Source organism: Afipia sp. GW821-FHT04G03, assembly GCF_059419985.1.
The window spans coordinates 693,108-710,754 of the sequence record NZ_JBWKSV010000002.1 but is presented as its reverse complement, the minus strand read 5'-3'; the positions used below and the strand labels follow the sequence as shown (position 1 = coordinate 710,754).

Annotated in this window: 16 protein-coding genes; 10 read left to right on the top strand and 6 right to left on the bottom strand. The window is 62.5% G+C overall.

Annotated elements, in window-relative coordinates; translation table 11 throughout:
• Position 1: 1 nt before the first annotated feature.
• Together AC07UB_RS12655 and secA are read right to left on the bottom strand one after the other, a co-directional pair.
• Entirely contained in the window at positions 2-874 is an 873-nt protein-coding gene (locus AC07UB_RS12655; protein WP_492791156.1) for an SDR family oxidoreductase, read from the bottom strand.
• Positions 874-3,708, bottom strand: coding sequence for a preprotein translocase subunit SecA (gene secA / locus AC07UB_RS12650; protein WP_492791157.1), 2,835 nt, complete (start codon positions 3,706-3,708; stop codon positions 874-876). The genes AC07UB_RS12655 and secA overlap by 1 nt, the downstream gene beginning before the upstream one ends.
• 374 nt (positions 3,709-4,082) lie before the next feature.
• Here secA and AC07UB_RS12645 point away from each other — a divergent pair, with 374 nt between their 5' ends.
• The 3 genes from AC07UB_RS12645 (at position 4,083) to AC07UB_RS12635 (ending at position 6,870) form a co-directional block, all read left to right on the top strand.
• On the top strand, positions 4,083-5,039 hold the full coding sequence (locus AC07UB_RS12645; RefSeq protein WP_492791158.1) for a peptidylprolyl isomerase: 957 nt from the start codon (positions 4,083-4,085) through the stop codon (positions 5,037-5,039).
• A 188-nt stretch (positions 5,040-5,227) separates the two neighbouring features.
• Positions 5,228-6,469 carry a bifunctional glutamate N-acetyltransferase/amino-acid acetyltransferase ArgJ gene (gene argJ, locus AC07UB_RS12640; RefSeq protein ID WP_494653262.1) on the top strand — a complete coding sequence of 414 codons (1,242 nt, stop codon included), beginning with the start codon at positions 5,228-5,230 and terminating at the stop codon, positions 6,467-6,469.
• Complete coding sequence (locus tag AC07UB_RS12635) at positions 6,466-6,870, top strand: (deoxy)nucleoside triphosphate pyrophosphohydrolase (protein WP_494653260.1); 405 nt, start codon at positions 6,466-6,468, stop codon at positions 6,868-6,870. The genes argJ and AC07UB_RS12635 overlap by 4 nt, the downstream gene beginning before the upstream one ends.
• 642 nt (positions 6,871-7,512) lie before the next feature.
• On the opposite strand, the gene AC07UB_RS12630 is transcribed toward AC07UB_RS12635, so the two are convergent.
• Positions 7,513-8,376 carry a methyltransferase domain-containing protein gene (locus AC07UB_RS12630; RefSeq protein WP_494653258.1) on the bottom strand — a complete coding sequence of 288 codons (864 nt, stop codon included), beginning with the start codon at positions 8,374-8,376 and terminating at the stop codon, positions 7,513-7,515.
• A 99-nt stretch (positions 8,377-8,475) separates the two neighbouring features.
• On the opposite strand from AC07UB_RS12630, the gene AC07UB_RS12625 reads away from it, so the two are divergent.
• Genes AC07UB_RS12625 through AC07UB_RS12605 form a run of 5 tightly spaced genes read left to right on the top strand, consistent with a single transcriptional unit; the run spans position 8,476 to position 11,419 of the window.
• The gene (locus tag AC07UB_RS12625) at positions 8,476-9,300 is read left to right on the top strand and encodes a ComF family protein (protein WP_494653256.1); all 825 of its coding nucleotides are present in this window, start codon (positions 8,476-8,478) and stop codon (positions 9,298-9,300) included.
• A 33-nt stretch (positions 9,301-9,333) separates the two neighbouring features.
• Positions 9,334-9,609: a glutaredoxin 3 gene (grxC, locus tag AC07UB_RS12620; RefSeq protein WP_492791164.1), complete on the top strand. Its 276-nt coding sequence runs from the start codon at positions 9,334-9,336 to the stop codon at positions 9,607-9,609.
• The gene (locus AC07UB_RS12615; RefSeq protein ID WP_494653254.1) at positions 9,606-10,496 is read left to right on the top strand and encodes a carbon-nitrogen hydrolase family protein; all 891 of its coding nucleotides are present in this window, start codon (positions 9,606-9,608) and stop codon (positions 10,494-10,496) included. Before grxC ends, AC07UB_RS12615 begins: the two co-directional genes overlap by 4 nt.
• Positions 10,493-10,948: a DUF1178 family protein gene (locus tag AC07UB_RS12610; RefSeq protein WP_494653252.1), complete on the top strand. Its 456-nt coding sequence runs from the start codon at positions 10,493-10,495 to the stop codon at positions 10,946-10,948. The genes AC07UB_RS12615 and AC07UB_RS12610 overlap by 4 nt, the downstream gene beginning before the upstream one ends.
• A gap of 21 nt (positions 10,949-10,969) precedes the next feature.
• Complete coding sequence (locus AC07UB_RS12605; protein ID WP_492791167.1) at positions 10,970-11,419, top strand: EamA family transporter; 450 nt, start codon at positions 10,970-10,972, stop codon at positions 11,417-11,419.
• Here the strand turns inward: AC07UB_RS12605 and AC07UB_RS12600 are convergent, their stop codons facing one another.
• The 3 genes from AC07UB_RS12600 to AC07UB_RS12590 all read right to left on the bottom strand — a co-directional run bounded on the left by AC07UB_RS12600 (position 11,420) and on the right by AC07UB_RS12590 (position 13,658).
• Entirely contained in the window at positions 11,420-12,319 is a 900-nt protein-coding gene (locus AC07UB_RS12600; RefSeq protein WP_494653250.1) for an EamA family transporter, read from the bottom strand.
• Positions 12,320-12,418: 99 nt separating this feature from the next.
• Positions 12,419-13,168: a bifunctional 2-polyprenyl-6-hydroxyphenol methylase/3-demethylubiquinol 3-O-methyltransferase UbiG gene (gene ubiG, locus AC07UB_RS12595; RefSeq protein WP_492791169.1), complete on the bottom strand. Its 750-nt coding sequence runs from the start codon at positions 13,166-13,168 to the stop codon at positions 12,419-12,421.
• A 34-nt stretch (positions 13,169-13,202) separates the two neighbouring features.
• Positions 13,203-13,658, bottom strand: a complete 456-nt coding sequence (locus AC07UB_RS12590) for a PH domain-containing protein (RefSeq protein WP_492791170.1) — start codon at positions 13,656-13,658, stop codon at positions 13,203-13,205.
• Positions 13,659-13,823: 165 nt separating this feature from the next.
• Between AC07UB_RS12590 and AC07UB_RS12585 the strand changes: the two genes are divergently transcribed.
• Together AC07UB_RS12585 and ptsP are read left to right on the top strand one after the other, a co-directional pair.
• Complete coding sequence (locus AC07UB_RS12585) at positions 13,824-15,077, top strand: aspartate kinase (RefSeq protein WP_492791171.1); 1,254 nt, start codon at positions 13,824-13,826, stop codon at positions 15,075-15,077.
• 276 nt (positions 15,078-15,353) lie between these two features.
• Positions 15,354-17,621 carry a phosphoenolpyruvate--protein phosphotransferase gene (gene ptsP / locus AC07UB_RS12580; RefSeq protein ID WP_492791172.1) on the top strand — a complete coding sequence of 756 codons (2,268 nt, stop codon included), beginning with the start codon at positions 15,354-15,356 and terminating at the stop codon, positions 17,619-17,621.
• Positions 17,622-17,647 lie beyond the last annotated feature (26 nt).

Genomic DNA, 17,647 nt, shown 5'->3' with positions numbered 1-17,647 from the left:
ACTAATCGACCGCTGCGACAAGCTCCGCCAGTCCGTCCTGGAATGGCCGCGGATTCACCCCCAGAACCGAAACCATCTCGTCGATGGAGATCGACGTGTTCTCCCGGAAACGGTGGAGGATGTTCGGGTCGAGCGGCAACGAAATTTTCATCCGCCGCATCAGTTCAAGCGTCGTGATGACCGGGGACAGGGGAATGGGCACAATCGTAACATTCTGCCCCATCGCTCGTGCGCAGGCCCGGGTCATTTCATGCCATGGCATCGCCTTCGGACCCGCGATCGGAATAACATTCGGTCCCGGCCATTCGCGCAATGTCGCCGCAACGATTGCATCGGCGACATCATCGACATGGACCGGCTGAACGAGATGACGTCCGCCGCCAGGCAGCGGCAGCACTCTCGTCCTTCGAAGCAACTTGATCAGGCGGCGCAGGTTGTTTTCCTGAAACCCGCCATAGATCATCGTCGGATGCAGCATCACGCCGCGCCGTCCGCTGGCCAGAAATGCCGCCTCCGCAGACCGCACCAGTTCTGCGGCGGGCTCCGAGACCCGCGAGTAACGCCATGCGGAGCCGACCAGAACGAGCGGAATGTCGCGCTGAGGCAAAATATCCAGAATGCGGCTGGTGAACCGGGCATGGGCGCAGGACACCACAACATCGGCGTCGGCGACCAGCGCACGTAGCGAGTCGCCATCGGCGGTCGATGACAGGTCGCCGAAGCGATGCATCCCTGGGCCGTCAGCGGCCTGACCGTCGCGCTGACGGGACACCCGCGTCACGCGGTGGCCGCCGCTCGTTAAGCGACGGGCGACGCGCTGTCCTATATCCGACGACGATCCGAAGATGACGATCAACGGATCCGACGTCGGCATCAGGCATACTTGCCGTGGCAGTGCTTGAACTTCTTGCCGGAGCCGCAGGGACAGTCCTCGTTGCGGCCCACCTTGCCCCACGTCGCCTGATTCTGCGGATCGCGCTGGGCGGCCGGCACCGGAGCAAGCGACGCCTGCGCGAACGCCATTTCGTCTTCCCCGGTGTTCGGGTTGAGCTTGTGCGCTTCCATCTGCGGCAGTTCCGGCTGCTCATCCGGCGGCACGATTTCGACCCGCACCAATTGCGCAGTCACCGCCTCGCGCAGATGGCTGATCAACCCCTCGAAGAGCGTGAACGCTTCCGACTTGTATTCCTGCAATGGATCGCGCTGGCCGTAACCGCGCAGGCCGATCACCTGACGCAGGTGATCCAGCATGACGAGATGCTCGCGCCACAGATGATCCAGTGTCTGAAGCAGGATCGATTTCTCGACATAGCGCATGACGTCCGGGCCGAACTGGGCGGATTTCGCCGCCATCACCTCGTCGACCCGCTTTTCAATGCGGGCGAGCATTTCCTCGTCGGCGATGCCTTCTTCCTTGGCCCACTCCTCGACCGGCAGGTCGAGATCGAGCACGCGCTTCAACTCCTCGCGAAGGCCTGCAACGTCCCACTGCTCGGCGTAAGCCTGCGCAGGCACGTGCTTGGTGACCAGATCGTCAACCAGGGTGTGACGCATGTCGGCGACGGTCTCGGCGACATTCTGGTCTCGCATCAGATCGACGCGCTGATCGAAGATCGCCTTGCGCTGATCGTTCTGCACGTCGTCGAACTTGAGCAGGTTCTTGCGGATGTCGAAGTTGCGTGCCTCGACCTTCTGCTGCGCCTTCTCGAGCGCCTTGTTGATCCACGGATGGATGATCGCCTCGCCTTCCTTGAGGCCGAGCCGCGTCAGCATCGTATCGAGCCGGTCCGACCCGAAGATGCGCATCAGATCGTCTTCCAGCGACAGGAAGAATTTCGTGCGGCCCGGATCGCCCTGGCGGCCCGCGCGGCCGCGCAACTGGTTATCGATGCGGCGTGACTCATGGCGTTCCGAACCGATGATGTACAAGCCGCCGGGCTTGGTGATGGTCTTGGCCGGCTTGCTGCCCTTGGCGGGCTCGATCTCGATCACCTCTTCCGACTTCAGCACCATCTCGCGGAAGCGTTCGATGTCGGCCTTGATCTGGTCGACGATCTTCTGCTTTTCAGCTTCGTCCTCGATCCCGGCGGTGGCGGCGGCGGCGCGCATTTCCAACGATCCGCCGAGTTTGATGTCGGTGCCGCGGCCCGCCATGTTGGTGGCGATGGTGATTGCGCCCGGCACGCCGGCTTCGGCAACGATGTAGGCTTCCTGTTCATGGAAACGTGCGTTGAGCACCGCGAACAGCTTCGCCGGCTTTCCTGCGCGCGCGGCGGCGTAAAGCTTCTCCATCGACTTCGGGCTGTTGAAGTCGATCTGCTTGTAGCCGTTCTTGGCGAGATACTCGCCGAGCACTTCCGACTTCTCTATCGACGCGGTGCCGACCAGCACCGGCTGCATTCGCGAATTGGCGCGCTCGATCTCGGCCAGGATGGCGCGATGCTTTTCCTCTGCGGTGCGGTAAACCTCGTCGTCCTCGTCGAGACGCGCGATTGGCACGTTGGTCGGGACCTCGATGACTTCGAGTTTGTAGATGTCGAACAGTTCGTCCGCTTCGGTCGCCGCCGTGCCGGTCATGCCGGCAAGCTTTTCGTACATGCGGAAATAGTTCTGGAACGTGATCGAGGCCAGCGTCTGGTTTTCCGGCTGGACCGGCTGATGTTCCTTGGCTTCCAGCGCCTGATGCAGACCTTCCGAATAACGGCGGCCCGGCATCATGCGGCCGGTAAACTCGTCGATGATGATCACCTCACCGTCGCGGACAATGTAGTCCTTGTCGCGCTGGAACAGCGAATGCGCGCGCAGCGCCTGATTGATGTGATGGACGACGGAGACGTTCTCGACGTCGTAGAGGGAATCGCCCTTAAGCTGACCGGCATCGCGCAGCAGCGTTTCGATCTTCTCCATGCCCGCTTCGGTCAGCGTCACGGTCCGCTGCTTCTCGTCGACCTCAAAGTCGGTCGCCTTGTCGAGCTTCGGCAAGTAAGTGTCGATGGTGTTGTAGAATTCGGAGCGGTCGTCGAGCGGACCCGAAATAATCAGCGGGGTGCGCGCTTCGTCGATCAGGATCGAGTCGACTTCGTCGACGATGGCAAAGAAGTGACCGCGCTGGACCATGTCCTCCAGCCGGTACTTCATGTTGTCGCGCAGATAGTCGAAGCCGTATTCGTTGTTGGTGCCGTAGGTGATATCTTTCGCGTAGGCTTCCTTGCGCTCGAGGTCGTCGAGGCCGTGAACGATGACGCCGGTTGTCATACCGAGGAAGCCGTAGACCTGGCCCATCCACTCGGAGTCGCGCTTGGCGAGGTAATCGTTGACGGTCACGACGTGAACGCCATTTCCGGCCAGCGCGTTGAGATAGACCGGGAGGGTGGCGACCAGCGTCTTGCCTTCGCCGGTTTTCATCTCCGCGATATCGCCCTCGTGCAGCACCATGCCGCCGATCAGCTGCACATCGAAATGGCGCTGACCGAGAGTGCGCTTCGCGGCTTCGCGAACGGTCGCGAATGCAGGAACCAGCAGATCGTCGAGAGTCTTGCCTTCCGCGAGCTGCTTGCGGAACTCGTCTGTCCGGGCCCTCAGCGCCTCGTCGGACAGCGCGGCGATCTCGGGTTCGAGCGCGTTGATGGCATCGACGCGAGATTGATACCCCTTGATCCGCCGGTCGTTGGCGGAACCGAAAAACTTGCGGGCGAGCGCGCCAAGCATGAAAAATTCCTGTCTTGTCGTTTGGTCTTGCGGCAGCAGCCCTTAACCTGGCAGCCCTTTAATCCGTAAGAGGCCTATCCCAAAAATTGCTTGCAGGGCAAAGCCTTGCGCAAATTCTGGGCGAATCCGAGGGCAACAATCCTTGGAAATGAGTGCGGAATGCGAATTCCGAGGTTCACCCGCTCGGCCGCGGCAAAGCCCCGCGGCAGCCAGGAGCGCCTGCGGGAGAGATATGGGCCGTCCAAAGCCTTGTCAACGCGCGAACCTCTCAAGGATTTCATGATTTTGACGGCTTTTACGCGTTGCTTCCGCGCAGAGGTTGGGCGAGTGTCCCGCCTCCCGAACCGTCCGACTTTGACCTAAAAGGATTTTCCATGACCGTTTCTCCAAACCGCACAGCCCCTCTCAGCAGACTGGGCGCGCGACCTGGACTGAGACTCGGACTACTCACATCGACTGCGGCAGTGTGTCTCGCTGTCATCCTGATGGCCGGCCAGCCGCTTCGCGCGCAGGACGCCAACGCCGTGATCGCAAAAGTTAACGGCGCGGAGATTCGCCAGAGCGATTTGGCCGTGGCCGAGGAAGAGCTGGGGCCAAGCCTCCAGCAGATGGATCCGTCGACCCGTCGCGAGAACCTGATCTCGTTCCTGATCGACATGAAGATCGTCGCCAAGGCAGCCGACGCCAAGAAGGTCGGCGATACGGCGGATTTCAAGCAGAAGCTCGCGTTTGCGCGTGACCGCCTTCTGATGGACAGCCTCCTTGCGACGGAAGGCAAGACTGCCGTCACCGACGACGCCATGAAGAAGGTCTACGAGGACGCGACCAAGCAGGTCTCCGGCGAGAAGGAAGTGCGCGCTCGCCATATCCTCGTCCCCACCGAGGAAGAAGCGAAGGCCATCAAGGCCGAACTCGAGAAGGGCGCCGACTTCGCCAAGCTCGCCAAGGAGAAGTCGAAGGACCCGGGCGCTGCTGACGGCGGCGATCTTGGTTTCTTCACCAAGGAGCAGATGGTGCCGGAATTTTCGGCGGTCGCCTTCGCGCTCGAGCCCGGCAAGATCTCGGATCCGGTAAAATCGCAGTTCGGCTGGCATGTCATCAAGGTCGAGGAAGCCCGCGACCGCAAGCCCCCGGCCTTCGATCAGGTCAAGGGCCAGATCGAAACCTTCGTGGTGCGCAAGGCGCAGGCCGACTACGTCACCAACTTGCGGACGGCCGCAAAGGTCGAGCGGCTGGACAAGAAGGACGAACCCGCTGCGGCAACGCCAGCCGCGCCGGCGGCCAAGGCTCCTGAAGCCAAGGCTCCGGACGCGCCCGCCAAGAAAAAGTAAATCGACCTGTTTCCTTCTCCCCGCGTGCGGGGAGAAGGTGGCGAGCTTTTGCGAGCCGGATGAGGGGCCAGATGTTACCGATTTGCCCCTCACCCGACTTTCTCGCTTCGCTCGAAAGCCGACCTCTCCCCGCGAGCGGGGAGAGGTGATACAGAGCGCTCCTCCTCATCAAGGAATCGAGCACTCCCATGTCCACCGCGATTTCACCACTCGCCCCTACAAATGTCCCTGAGATGCCGCAGATCGACGGCGTGCGCCTTGCAACAGCGGCGGCCGGCATCCGCTACAAGAACCGCACCGACGTATTGATGGCGTTGTTCGACAAGGGCACCACGGTGGCGGGTGTTTTCACCAAGTCGAAATGCCCGAGCGCTGCGGTGGACTGGTGCCGCGCCAAACTCAAGGGCGGTGAAGCCCGCGTTCTGGTGGTCAATTCCGGCAATGCCAACGCCTTCACCGGTAAAACGGGAAAGCAGGCGACAACACTGACCGCTTCAATCGCGGCCAAAGCTGCCGAAACCACCCCGGCCAAGGTCTTCCTCGCCTCCACCGGAGTGATCGGCGAGCCGCTCGACGCGACCAAATTCAACGGCGTGCTCGGCGATCTCGCAAAGACGGCCGAGCCGGATGGCTGGATGAACGCCGCGCGCGCGATCATGACGACGGACACCTTTCCGAAGGTCGCTACCGCCACCGTGAAACTCGGCAAGACCAAGGTCACCATCAACGGCATGGCCAAGGGCGCGGGCATGATCGCGCCGGACATGGCGACCATGCTTTCCTTCGTCTTCACCGACGCGCCTCTGTCGGCTGCCGTCCTGCAATCGCTGCTCAAGGCCGGCGTGGAAGATACATTCAACGCGGTGACCATCGACGGCGACACCTCGACTTCGGACACCCTGCTGGCATTCGCCACGGGAGCCGCCGCAGCACGTGGCGCGCCGACCATCAGGCGCGCAAGCGACCCGCAGTTAAAGGCCTTCACCAAGGCGTTCCACGGCGTGCTGGCCGATCTTGCCGAGCAGGTCGCGCGTGACGGCGAAGGCGCGCGCAAGCTGGTCGAGATTATCGTGGAAGGCGCGACGTCAAAGCCGTCGGCGCGCAAGATCGCCATGTCGATCGCCAATTCGCCGCTGGTAAAAACTGCAATCGCAGGCGAGGACGCCAACTGGGGCCGCGTGGTCATGGCGGTCGGCAAGGCGGGCGAACCAGCCAACCGCGACAAGCTCTCGATCGCGTTCAACGGCATTCGCGTCGCCAGCAAGGGCGCGCGCGATCCGTCCTACGACGAGGCGGAAGTCTCCGCGCTGATGAAGCAGCCGAAAATCCAGATCAAGGTCGGACTTGGTCTCGGCAAGGGCCGCGACCGCGTGCTGACCTGTGACCTCACCAAGGAATATGTCGCGATCAACGGCGACTATCGCTCGTGATCAAGCTCACCCTCGTTGTCGCCTGCGCGCTGATCGATGCGGACAACCGCGTCCTGATCGCTCAGCGCCCCGAGGGCAAGACGCTCGCGGGCCTGTGGGAATTTCCTGGCGGCAAACTCGAACCCGGTGAACGTCCAGAGCCCGCGCTGATCCGCGAGCTTGCAGAAGAACTCGGCATCACGGTGGAGGAGCCATGTCTCGCGCCGCTGACTTTCGCCAGCCACGGTTATGACAGCTTTCATCTGCTGATGCCGCTGTACATTTGCAGAAAATGGCAGGGCGTGGTCACCGCGCGCGAGGGTCAGCAACTCGCATGGGTGCGCGCGAACAAATTGCGCGATTATCCGATGCCGCCCGCGGACATTCCGCTGATCGCGCATTTGACGGATTTGCTGTTGTAAATTGTCACGGCGAAGCGAAGCAATCCAAATTGCACATTCAGTGCCCGTCATTCCGGGATGCGCCGCTTGGCGCAGGCCCGGCCATGTGGGCTACGACGAAACATTTCGTGATGGGGACACAAATCCCCGCGCTCCGGACCTCTCTTATGTTCAGCACGTCCTGTTCGTGAGGGGCGCTTCTCGAGGGCGCTTTGAAGCGGAGCAGGATGCGGCGCCTGCACGTGTGTTTCGCAAGCACACGCTCGGGAGGCGCGATAAACGCAGACGGCGCAAGCTTGTCTGCGGGGTCACCGTCCGGGCCAACTACGTGGCTCTGCCGTTCGCGGCTGGACGCGGACAGGATGAAGGCGGGGAAATCCCGCCGGATCAGAACGCGCCGCGTTCGTCCTGTCCCGGAAGTACGGTCCTCTCGCCCAAAATCGCCGCAGTGGAGCGCCGTGAGGCGATGCGCTTCCGGACCACATCGTGTCGCAAGCGATGCCGGGAGCGAAACAAGACAACGTGCGCCTCGCGGCGCTCCATGCCCCTCGCTTCTTGAGGGGAGATTAGCGGACGCAACCCGCGCGTGGCGCGGGAATGAATGCGCGTGGCTGTTTGGAAACTGAATCGGAACTTGAAACATGCCGGCCGCATCTCTGATAACTATGACTTCAAATCCCGCACCTTGTTGACCGCGTCCGCCAGCGACATCTTCGCCGATCCCGGCTCCAGCGGCTTCTGCTGACTCTCGTGCGGCGCCCAACCCGAAAGCCAGACGACATCGAAGGTGGCGCGGATACGCCCGTCGGGATCGGAAAAACGCTCGGCATAGACCTGCGCCATCCTCACGAAGGTCGCGCGGCGCGATGGCGTGCGGCGGCGCTCGACGAGAATGTTGGTCGCGCCCATCCGCCGCAGGTCCTGCATCAGTGCGAACGCGTTGTCATAACGCACGACGATGCGATCCACATCGGTCACCGGCAGCGCGAAGCCAGCGCGTTGCAACAGCGCGCCCAGATCGCGCAGATCAACGAACGGCGCGACACGCGGCGACACGCCGCCCTCCACTTCGGCCTCGGCTGCCGCGAACGATTGCCGCAACTCCGTGAGCGTCTCACCACCGATCATGGCCGCGAGAAATAGTCCGTCCGGCTTCAGCGCGCGGCGGATTTGCGCCATCACGCCCGGCAGGTCGTTGACGAATTGCAGCGCGAGCGATGAGACCGCGAGATCGAGCGAGCCCTGATCAATCGGAAGGGTCTCATCGTCTGACGTCGGCAGATCGTAATATGTCCTCGTTCCGTTGAATGTCTCGCTCGACGGATTCCGGGAAGCCGCTCCCGGCGATCCGATATCAGCCACGGCAGCGAAGTTGCGTTTCACGACGCTCAGCCGTTCGGCCATGTCGTCAGCCACGCGGTCGGCAAGGAACGTCGCCGGGCCAAGACGGGCCGCGCGGCCCTGCCGGATGCGCAGCAATGCAAGGTCGAACAGGCGTGGCGGGGCATCGTTCCGGGAGACGGTCATGAGCCGTTCGTACGCTTTCCGGGACTCATCTGGCAATTGCCCCGAGGCGCGCTTGTCAGCGGCGGGCACCGGAACTAGCCTCCCCGGGGCAGGGAGATCATGTCAGAGCTTGAGCACGCATCACCGCGTCCTTTGAGCGTCCGGCTCCAAAGCCGGTTTTTTGGCGCGTTCAGGGCCGTTCGCGGAACGCTCGCTTCCATTCCCCGCCTTTCCCTTGATATCGCCCTGCCGACGTTGTGCATCTCCTGTCGCGAGCCAGTCGCGGGCGAAGGCGTTTGCGCGTCCTGCTGGGCGAAACTGTCGTTCATCGCGCCGCCATTCTGTGCGCGGCTCGGCATCCCTTTCGTCTACGATCCGGGGCCGGGCCTGCTGTCGATGCAAGCCATCGCCGATCCACCCGCCTATCACCGCGCCCGCGCCGCTGTCCGGTATGACGACGTGGCGCGAACGATGGTCCATGCGCTGAAGTATCAGGACCGCACAGACCTTGCGCCGACGATGGGCCGCTGGATGACGCGCGCCGGCCGTGAACTCCTGAACGACGCGGACGCCCTTGTTCCGGTGCCGCTGCACTGGCGGCGCGCGTGGGGCCGCCGCTACAACCAGTCCGGCGCGTTGGCAGGCGTGATCGGCAAATCCACGAACCTGCCCGTGGTCGGCGACGTCCTGCGCAGGGTCCGGCCCACATTGCAGCAGGTCGGACTTTCCAGGGCTGACCGCGCGCTGAACGTCCAGGGCGCGTTCAAGGTGCCACCGGAGAAGAAACCTGCCGTGCAGGGCCGCCGGATCGTGCTGATTGACGACGTTTTGACCTCGGGCGCGACGGTAGACGCCTGCGCCCGCGCGCTGTTGCGGGCCAGGGCTGCATCGGTGGACGTGCTGGTGTTCTCGCGGGTTGTGGACACGCTCCAGACCCCCATATAATTTGGATACTTCCCCGTTCCGTAAAGGCGAGACATGCCCGCAGTCATCGAGATCTTCACGCGGCCCGGATGCGGCTATTGCAGCGCCGCCAAGTCGCTGCTGACGCGCAAGAATGCCGCCTTCACGGAATACGATGTCGCGATCGACCCGAACTGGCGCTCCGAGATGGTGGCGCGATCGGATGGCGGCACGACGTTCCCGCAAATCTTCATCGACAAGCAGCATGTCGGCGGCTGCGACGATCTCTATGCACTCGACCGCGAAGGCAAGCTTGACGGCTTGTTGACCGGCCAGAAAGTCTCGTCATGACAGACAGCATTGAAACCGGCGCTCCGTTCACCGCGGCGATGGTGCAGATGCGCACCGCCATGCGGCCGGAAACCAGTCTGGCCGAGGGCATCAAACTGATCCGCGAGGCGAAGGACAAGGGCGCGGATTACGTCCAGACTCCGGAAGTCAGCAACATCATCCAGCAGAACCGTAAAGCGCTGTTTGAAATTCTGGCGAGCGAGGAAGACGATCTTTCCCTGAAGGCCTATCGCGAACTGGCCGCCGAACTGAAGATTTATCTCCACATCGGATCGCTCGCGCTGCGGGCGACGCCCGAACGCGCGGTGAACCGGTCGTTTCTGATCGCGCCGACCGGCAATATTCTGGCGCGGTACGACAAGATCCACATGTTCGACATCACCCTTGAAGGCGGCGAGAGCTATCGCGAATCCGCCAACTATCAGCCTGGCGAAGCGGCGGTAATCTCCGATCTGCCGTGGGGCCGCATCGGGTTGACCATCTGCTACGACGTGCGCTTTCCGGCGCTGTACCGCGCGCTTGCAGAAGCGGGCGCGTCGTTCATCACCGTGCCATCCGCGTTCACCGTCAAAACCGGTGAAGCGCACTGGCACACACTGCTGCGCGCCCGCGCCATCGAGAACGGCTGCTTTATTTTCGCAGCCGCGCAGGCCGGAAAACACGAGAGCGGACGAGAGACCTACGGTCATTCGCTGATCATCGATCCGTGGGGCGAAATTCTTGCCGAAGGTGGCGTCGAAACTGGCATCGTGCTGGCGAAAATCGATCCCGCCAAGGTGCAATCGGTCCGCAACAACATTCCATCATTGCAGCACGGCCGCCGCTTTGGCCTCATCGATCCGAAAGCCGGGCCGGAGCATCTGCATCTGGTCCGGGGATCGGCATGATCCGGTACGCGCTGCGCTGCGAGCGCGGCCACGAATTCGAAAGCTGGTTTCAAAGCTCGTCCGCTTACGACAGCCAGCACAAGCGCGGGCTCGTCTCCTGCCCGGCCTGCAACTCCACCAAGGTGGAGAAGGCCATCATGGCGCCGCGCATCGCCCGCAAGGGAAAATCCAGATCGGTGACCGCACCCGCCGAGGAGACATCATCGACATCACTGGTGATGGCGCCGCAGGAACGCGAGCTTGTCGCAAAGCTGAAAGAACTGCGCGATCATGTCCTCAAGAACGCGGACAATGTCGGGAAGAAGTTTCCGGACGAAGCCCGCAAGATGCACTACGGCGACATCGAACACCGCGCGATCTATGGTGAGGCCACCACGGAAGAAGCACGCGCGCTGATCGACGAAGGCGTCGAAGTTGCACCGCTGCCGATCTTGCCGGATGACCGGAACTAGAATCATTCTGACAGGCTCCTCATGAGTCCCGATTCAATCTCATGGTCCGGCTCATGGCAGATGTGGGCCCTGCTCTCGGCAGTGTTCGCCGCGCTCACCGCCATCTTCGCCAAGATCGGCGTCGAGGACGTCAATCCAGACCTTGCGACATTCATCCGCACCGTCATCGTGCTGGCGAGCTTCGCAATTATTCTTTTCGCCACCGGCCAGTTCAGAGCGCCCGGCGCGATCAGCGGACGGACATGGACATTCCTCGTGCTGTCGGGGCTCGCCACCGGCGCGTCGTGGCTGTGTTATTTTCGCGCGCTCAAGCTCGGCCCTGCGACGCTAGTCGCGCCCATCGACAAACTGAGCGTGGTGCTGGTCGCCCTGTTCGCGTTCGTTTTTCTGGGCGAGCGCCCGTCCGCCACCGGCTGGCTGGGCATCGCCCTGATTGCAGCGGGCGCGGTGCTTCTCGCCGTCAAGAAATAATCAACTCGCCACCAGCATCGCGACGCCAATCAGTATTAGCGCGATGCCGCTGAGTTCGCGGAGCGACAACGGCTGCTTCATCGAATAGTAGGCAACCCCCTGCGCGAACAGCACCTCGACCAGCGCCAGCGTCCGCACATTCGCCGCCGCGGTGAGCGCGAAGGCGAGAAACCAGAACAGCGAGGCGAACGATCCCATGAAGCCTGCGAACATCGACGGTTTCCAGAGCCGGAAGATCGCGGTCATGGTTCCTGGCGAGCGCACGATCAGCCAGCCCGACAGCACGATGGTTTGCATCAGCAGCGTCGCCACCAGCGTCAGGCTGGCCGCCGTGACAAAGCTCACGCCGGTTACATTAAGAATGGCGCCGCGATAACCGACCGCCGACAGCGCAAAGAACGACGCCGCGACAAGGCCGAGCACGGTCGGCTTCAGGCTGCCGAACCCCTTCACGCCGCCGGGCCGCAGCGCGGTAATTACGACGCCGATAGTGGCGATCAAAATGGCCGCGACCTTCAGCACCGTGAGATGATCCGACAGAAATACGAAGCCGAAGATCGCCGCCTGGATCGCCTCGGTCTTGAGATACGCCGTCGTGACCACGAACGACCGCTCGTTCATGGCCATCAGCATCAGGGCGGTGGCGAAAATCTGCGCCATGCCGCCGACCACCAGCCACGCCCAGAAACCGGCCTCGGGCCAGGACAAGCGATCGCCATTGGCGGCAAGAATCAACCCAAGAAAAACCAGCGAGAACGGAAATCCGAACAGAAACCGGATATGGGTCGCGCCGAGTGTGCCGAGTTGCGCCGTCAGCCCGCGCTGCATCGCATTGCGCACGACCTGCCCCGCCGCCGCCAGCAGGGTGAAGGGAATCCAGAGCCAGATGAGTTGTGTCATGAGGAAAATGAAAACCAGTGCAGCGGAAGCGCCGGATTCAGAAAAGTCTATACTTGACGCACACGGTCAACCGGCGCGGCCACATGTCAGTAATGCGGATTACGTCGCCGCTTCCGCGACCACCATGTAATTGACATCCATGTCGGACGAGACGCTCCAGCGATCCGCGAGCGGATTGTAGACCACCCCCGCCTGATCGCTGATGGCGAGCTTGTTGCGCTCGAGATGATGCGTCAGTTCAGCCGGCGTAACGAACTTGTCCCATTGATGGGTGCCGCGGGGCAGCCAGCGCAGCACGTACTCGGCGCCGACGATGGCCAGTGCGAAACTTTTCCAGTTCCTGTTGATGGTGGACACCACCATCATACCCGACGGTTTGAGCAGCGCCGCGCAGCGGTCCAGAAACGTCCCGACATTGGTGACATGTTCAACCACTTCCATCGCCAGCACGATGTCGAAGCGTTCGCGCGGGTTGATCTCCTCGATGGTCGTGCAGCGATAGTCGATCAGCAGGTGGGACTTGTCGGCATGCAATTTCGCAACCGCGATATTGGTCGCCGACGGATCGACACCGATCACCTGCGCACCCAGCCGCGCCAGCGGTTCGCAGAGCAGCCCGGCGCCGCAGCCGATATCGAGAATGCGCAATCCCGAGAGACAGCCCAGGCTCTTCGGGCTGCGGTCGAACTTGCGGCATGCTGCATCGCGGATATAGGCCAGCCGCAGCGGATTGATCTTGTGCAGCGGCGCCATCTTGCCCTTGGGATCCCACCACTCGTCGGACAGCTGCGAGAACCGCGCGACTTCGCCGGGATCGACCGTGGACGCAGGTGAAGAATTTTGATTCATGCCGGGCGTTCTGACTCTTGTCGCGTTCGAGAAATTATCGTGCCGTGATGTGGTTGCGGAATTCGATCGGCGCACCGATCATCTTTATCGTCTTGGTGCCCTCTCCGACACCATTCACCTTGACATCTCCCCATCCAAAAATCCGTCCCGCGATGCTCTGGGTGACATCGACGCTTTCGATTTTATCCAGGCTCATCTCAAAGGTCTGACGCTGGATAAACCCCTCCTTGTGAACCACTCGGAGCGAGGTGACGTCCGTTTCGGTGGTCCAGCGCTGGAACCACGCCCGGAACAGGAGAACGCCTCCGAGAAGCGCGAACAACGCGCTCGCCGCCAGGAGTGGAAAGATGACCCCACCACCCGACCCGACCAGGCAGATGGCCGCCACCGCGAGGCACGACAATCCGGGCACGTAGACGATCCCGTGAATCGTGGTGGAATACAGAATCTTCTCTCCCGGCTGCAAAATATCGTCGATATAGCGGCCCATTCCCATCCTCAACTATGGCTGCGGCAGGCCGCCGGTGTTGCTTGCCCGCGACCTCATGGGTATGTATAGCCGCCTTTTCGGGGCCGCGCTGCCGTTTTGCGCGGAACTGACCCCTTCCCGACAACCAGCCTGACCAGACAGCGCCATTCGCCGAGATTTTAGAAAATGGGCCGCCTTGTTATGAAATTCGGCGGCACGTCCGTCGCCAATATCGACCGCATCCGCAACGTCGCGCAGCATGTGAAGCGCGAGGTCGATGCCGGCCATGACGTGGCCGTCGTGGTGTCGGCGATGTCTGGAAAGACCAACGAACTCGTCGGCTGGGCCACCGAGGCCTCGGCGCTGCATGACGCGCGCGAATACGACGCCATCGTGGCCTCCGGCGAACTCATCACGGCGGGCCTGCTTGCCATCGTCCTGCAGTCGCTCGGCATCCAGGCGCGCTCGTGGCAGGGCTGGCAAATCCCGATCCTGACCGACGATGCACATGCGTCAGCCCGCATCACCGGGATCGACGGCGGCGAACTCATCAAGCGCTTCAAGGATCGCAAGGAAGTCGCCGTGATCGCCGGCTTCCAGGGGATCCATCAGCCGACGGGGCGTGTGACCACGCTCGGGCGCGGCGGCTCCGACACCTCTGCGGTCGCCATCGCGGCCGCGATCCATGCCGATCGCTGCGACATCTATACTGACGTCGACGGCGTCTACACCACCGATCCGCGCGTGGTGCCGAAGGCGCGGCGGCTTGAGAAGGTCGCGTTCGAAGAAATGCTGGAAATGGCGTCTCAGGGCGCCAAGGTGCTTCAGGTCCGTTCCGTGGAACTGGGCATGGTTCATAACGTGCCGGTGTTCGTGCGATCGAGCTTCGACAAGCCGGAAGACATCGACCCGCACGGCACACCGCCGGGAACGCTGATTTGCAGTGAGGAGGAAATCATGGAGAGCCAAGTCGTCACCGGCATCGCCTTCTCGAAGGACGAAGCCCAGATTTCCGTGCGCCAGATCGACGACAAGCCCGGCGTTGCCGCGGCCATCTTCGGTCCGCTGGCCGATGCCAGCATCAATGTCGACATGATCGTCCAGAACGTGTCCGAGGACGGCAAGACCACCGATCTCACCTTCACTGTGCCGGCTTCCGAATACACCCGCGCCAAGGACACCATCGCCAAGGCGAAGGACAAGATCGGCTACAAGGCGATGGATTCAGCCACCGATGTCGCCAAGGTGTCGGTGATCGGCATCGGGATGCGAAGCCATGCCGGCGTCGCCGCGCAGGCCTTCAAGGCCCTGTCCGAGCGCAACATCAACATCCGCGCCATCACCACCTCCGAGATCAAGTTCTCGCTGCTGATCGATGCTGCCTACACCGAGCTGGCCGTCCGGACGCTTCACACGCTCTATGGACTGGATCAGGCGTAGCGCTTTGCTCGTCCCTCGGCGGATTTTTGCCGAGGCCGTTCTGCTGGAACAGATCTGATATTTGGCAGGTGTTTTGCTTGGCAAAACGCGCCTCAATTCGATATAGCCTCAGGATAAGGCACGCGCGCCCGCGCCTCTGGTTCCGAACCGTCGGATACGTTCCGGAATCAGTAAAAAGCAAAGGCGCGACCAGAAAAGTCGTTATTTTACTTGGAGTTAACGCTATCGCGGCTGAACACGCGCCGCGCTGGAGTTGCAGGGTAGGGATGTCAACGGATGCGGAGCGCGCTGGGAGGCCCCCGCGTCTTGTTGAGACGGCTCCGCGAAGTGATGGCCGAACAGGTCAGCGCTCAGGAACGCCTCGACAAGATCGTGGTGCTGATCGCCGCCAACATGGTGGCGGAGGTCTGCTCGACCTACGTGCTGCGCGTCGACAACACCCTTGAGCTTTACGCCACCGAAGGTCTGAACCGCGACGCCGTCCACCAAACGGTTCTGACCGCGCATGAGGGCCTCGTCGGCCTTGTCGCTTCCGAGGCGACGCCGCTGAACCTATCGAACGCGCAATCGCATCCAGCGTTCTCGTATCGCCCGGAAACCGGCGAAGAAATCTACCATTCGTTCCTCGGCGTGCCGATCCTGCGCTCGGGCAATACCCTCGGTGTGCTGGTGGTGCAGAACCGCGCTCACCGCACCTATGTCGAGGAAGAAGTCGAGGCGCTGCAGACCACCGCGATGGTCGTTGCGGAAATGATCGCGTCGGGCGAATTGTCGTCCATCGCCAAGCCCGGCGCCGAACCTGCCGCGCGCCACTCGCTGCACAAGACCGGAGCCGTGCTGTCGGACGGCATCGCGCTCGGTCACGTGGTGCTGCATGAGCCGCGCGTCGTCATCACCAACTACATCGCCGAGGACCTGCCGAAGGAACTCAAGCGGCTCGACACCGCGATCCTCAAGCTGCGCGCCGATCTCGACCGGATGCTGGAGCGCGGCGACGTGGCCGACGGCGGCGAACATCGTGACGTGCTCGAAGCCTACCGCATGTTCGCCAACGACCAGGGTTGGCAGCACAAGCTGCATGAGGCCGTCGCGACAGGTCTCACCGCGGAAGCCGCCGTCGAGCGCGTGCAATCCGACACCCGCGCCCGCATGCTGCGCTCGACCGATCCGTATCTGCGCGACCGCCTGCACGACCTCGAGGACCTCGGCCACCGGCTGATGCGCCAACTTGTCGGGCAAGATCACGCGCCCTCGCGGGAGCAGTTGCCCGACAACGCCATCCTGATCGCGCGCTCGATGGGCCCGGCTGCGTTGCTCGACTACGACCGCAAACGGCTGCGTGGCCTCGTGCTGGAAGAAGGCACCGCCAACTCGCACGTCTCGATCGTGGCGCGGGCGCTCGGAATTCCCGCGGTTGGCGAAGTGCCGAACGCGGCCGGCATCGCCGATCCCGGCGACGCCATCATCGTCGACGGCACCTCGGGTTCGATCTACATCCGGCCGTCGCAGGAAATTCAATCGGCCTATGCCGAACGCGTGCGTTTCCGCGCCCGCCGGCAGGAGCAATATCGCGAGTTGCGCGACAAGCCTTGCGTGACCAAGGATGGTCAATCGATCGACCTGATGATCAACGCCGGTCTTGTGATCGACTTGCCGCATATCGACGACACCGGTTCGTCCGGCATCGGGCTTTTCCGCACCGAATTGCAGTTCATGGTGGGGCAAAGCCTGCCGCGTACCAGCGAGCAGCTTGCGCTGTATCGGTCGGTGCTGGATGCCGCCGGCGACAAACCCGTGACGTTCCGCACCCTCGACATTGGTGGCGACAAGGCGCTGCCTTACATGGACACGATCGTCGAGGAGAATCCGGCGCTCGGCTGGCGCGCGATCAGGCTGGGGCTGGACCGGCCGGGATTGTTGCGCGGACAGATTCGCGCGCTGCTGCGCGCCGCATCCGGGCGCTATCTGCGCGTGATGTTTCCGATGATCTCGCAGGTCGATGAATTCGATCAGGCCAAGCTCGTGATCGAGCGCGAGCTGACTTATTTGCGCCAGCACGGCCACACCCTGCCCGAGCGCGTCGATGTCGGCACCATGGTCGAAGTGCCCGCCCTGCTCTATCAGATGGACGAACTGCTCAAGCGCGTCGATTTCATTTCGGTGGGATCGAACGACCTGTTCCAGTTTCTCTTTGCTGTCGATCGCGGCAACTCGCGCGTCACCGACCGGTTCGATACGCTGTCAGCGCCGATCCTGCGTGCATTGCGCGACATCGCAAAGAAGGCCAATGCTGCGGGCAAATCCGTTTCGTTGTGCGGCGAGATGGCGTCACAGCCGCTCGGGGCGCTGGCGCTGATTGCGCTCGGCTACCGCTCGCTGTCGCTCTCGGCGACCGCGCACGGTCCGGTGAAGGCGCTGATTCTCGATCTCGACGCCAAAAAGGCCGAAGCGATGATCACGCCGCTGCTGGATGCTCCGGCCGGGAGCGTCTCGATCCGCGGCAAGCTGATGGAATTCGCCGAAGCCGAAGGGCTTTCGTTGTAGCGACGCTTCCGGACCGTTGCGAAGCC